Source organism: Thioclava sp. JE_KL1, assembly GCF_009296265.1.
In the GTDB taxonomy this organism is placed as follows: domain Bacteria; phylum Pseudomonadota; class Alphaproteobacteria; order Rhodobacterales; family Rhodobacteraceae; genus Thioclava.
Window position 1 is genome coordinate 135001 of sequence record NZ_WBJS01000008.1, and the last position, 2830, is coordinate 137830.

A 2830-nucleotide genomic window follows, 5' to 3' on the forward strand; every position below is an offset into this window, starting at 1 on the left:
GGTGAAAAGCACCCCGACGAGGGGAGTGAAACAGTTTCTGAAACCGGACGCCTACAAGCAGTCGGAGGAGCCTTGAGCTCTGACGGCGTACCTTTTGTATAATGGGTCAACGACTTGGTCTATCGAGCAAGCTTAAGCCGTTAGGTGTAGGCGTAGCGAAAGCGAGTCTTAACAGGGCGAATGAGTTCGATGGATCAGACCCGAAACCAGATGATCTAGCCATGTGCAGGCTGAAGGTGAGGTAACACTCACTGGAGGGCCGAACCGACACCCGTTGAAAAGGGTCCGGATGACGTGTGGCTAGGGGTGAAAGGCCAATCAAATCTGGAGATAGCTGGTTCTCCGCGAAAGCTATTTAGGTAGCGCGTCGATTGTATTCTCCCGGGGGTAGAGCACTGCATGGATGATGGGGGCCCACAGCCTTACTGAGTCTAAGCAAACTCCGAATACCGGGAAGAACTGATCGGCAGACACACGGCGGGTGCTAACGTCCGTCGTGGAGAGGGAAACAACCCTGACCAACAGCTAAGGCCCCCAATTCATGGCTAAGTGGGAAAGCATGTGAGACTTCCAAAACAACCAGGAGGTTGGCTTAGAAGCAGCCATCCTTTAAAGATAGCGTAACAGCTCACTGGTCTAGTCAAGAGGTCTTGCGGCGAAGATGTAACGGGGCTCAAGCCATGAGCCGAAGCTTTGGATGCACAGTGATGTGCGTGGTAGCGGAGCGTTCTGTGATATAGAACGCTGCCTCCTTATCTCCTTCGGGAGTATTGGAGGCAATGTTCTGACTGTGAAGCCGGGCTGTAAGGCATCCGGTGGAGTGATCAGAAGTGAGAATGTTGACATGAGTAGCGACAAACAGGGTGAGAGACCCTGTCGCCGAAAGTCCAAGGGTTCCTGCTTAAAGCTAATCTGAGCAGGGTAAGCCGGCCCCTAAGGCGAGGCCGAAAGGCGTAGTCGATGGGAACCAGGTTAATATTCCTGGGCCATGTGGTGGTGACGGATTGCGAGGGTTGTTCACACTTATTGGATTGTGTGGGCCGCTTAGCAGTTCCTGGAAATAGCCCCACTATCGGACCGTACCCGAAACCGACACAGGTGGACTGGTAGAGAATACCAAGGCGCTTGAGAGAACCACGTTTAAGGAACTCGGCAAAATGCCTCCGTAAGTTCGCGAGAAGGAGGCCCCATTCTCACGCAAGTGAGGGTGGGGGGCACAAACTAGGGGGTGGCGACTGTTTACTTAAAACACAGGGCTGTGCGAAGCCGTAAGGCGACGTATACAGTCTGACGCCTGCCCGGTGCCGGAAGGTTAAAAGGAGGAGTGCAAGCTCCGAATTGAAGCCCCGGTAAACGGCGGCCGTAACTATAACGGTCCTAAGGTAGCGAAATTCCTTGTCGGGTAAGTTCCGACCTGCACGAATGGCGTAACGATCTCCCCGCTGTCTCAAACGTGGACTCAGCGAAATTGAACTGTGTGTCAAGATGCACACTACCCGCGGTTAGACGGAAAGACCCCATGAACCTTTACTATAGCTTCGCACTGGCATCAGGCATGTGATGTGCAGGATAGGTGGTAGGCTTTGAAACGGGGACGCCAGTCTTCGTGGAGCCATCCTTGAGATACCACCCTTCGCCTGCTTGATGTCTAACCGCGGTCCCTTATCGGGATCCGGGACCCTGCGTGGTGGGTAGTTTGACTGGGGCGGTCGCCTCCCAAAGTGTAACGGAGGCGCGCGAAGGTTGGCTCAGACCGGTCGGAAATCGGTCGTTGAGTGCAATGGCAGAAGCCAGCCTGACTGCAAGACTGACAAGTCGAGCAGAGACGAAAGTCGGCCATAGTGATCCGGTGGTCCCGAGTGGAAGGGCCATCGCTCAACGGATAAAAGGTACTCTGGGGATAACAGGCTGATGGTGCCCAAGAGTCCATATCGACGGCACCGTTTGGCACCTCGATGTCGGCTCATCTCATCCTGGGGCTGGAGCAGGTCCCAAGGGTACGGCTGTTCGCCGTTTAAAGAGGTACGTGAGCTGGGTTTAGAACGTCGTGAGACAGTTCGGTCCCTATCTGCCGTGGGTGTAGGATACTTGAGAAGAGTTGCCCCTAGTACGAGAGGACCGGGGTGAACGGACCACTGGTGGACCAGTTATCGTGCCAACGGTAGTGCTGGGTAGCTATGTCCGGACAGGATAACCGCTGAAAGCATCTAAGCGGGAAGCCCCCTTCAAAACTAGGTATCCCTTGAGGGCCGTGGAAGACCACCACGTCGATAGGCTGGAGATGTAAGCGCGGCAACGCGTTCAGTTGACCAGTACTAATTGCCCGATTGGCTTGATTTGATCCGGTAGAAGCCAGACCTCTGGCATCCGATCAAACAGCATGCACAATACAAAGTGTACGACTTGAACTTCATCGCTTCTTCCTCGGTTTGGTGGTCATAGCACGAGCAAAACACCCGGCTCCATTCCGAACCCGGCCGTTAAGTGCCGTCGCGCCAATGGTACTGCGTCTTAAGACGTGGGAGAGTAGGTCACCGCCAAACCTAGAAAGAAGCGATAAAACTTCATCTCTCAAACAACGATGACAAACAAAATCCCGATCGCAAAAACATAAAGCCCTCGGGAACGGACGCGGGATCGAGCACCCCGCAATCGCTACAAACTCTCCTCGAGAGTTTGCTTAACGCGATCGCCTCGTCAGGCTCATAACCTGACATAAAGGCAAACGCTCAACGGACGCGGGATGGAGCAGCCCGGTAGCTCGTCAGGCTCATAACCTGAAGGTCGTAGGTTCAAATCCTACTCCCGCAACCAATGTCTTATGAAGAAA

General features: G+C 54.1%; 1 tRNA gene and 2 rRNA genes (1 of these 3 cut by a window edge). All 3 read left to right on the top strand.

What is annotated here, in order from left to right:
- A 23S ribosomal RNA gene (locus F8R15_RS16565) occupies positions 1 to 2340 on the top strand; it begins 492 nt to the left of the window's first position.
- 88 nt (positions 2341 to 2428) lie between these two features.
- Positions 2429 to 2543: ribosomal RNA gene (rrf, locus tag F8R15_RS16570) — 5S ribosomal RNA — on the top strand.
- 194 nt (positions 2544 to 2737) lie between these two features.
- A tRNA-Met gene (locus F8R15_RS16575) sits at positions 2738 to 2814 on the top strand.
- Positions 2815 to 2830 lie beyond the last annotated feature (16 nt).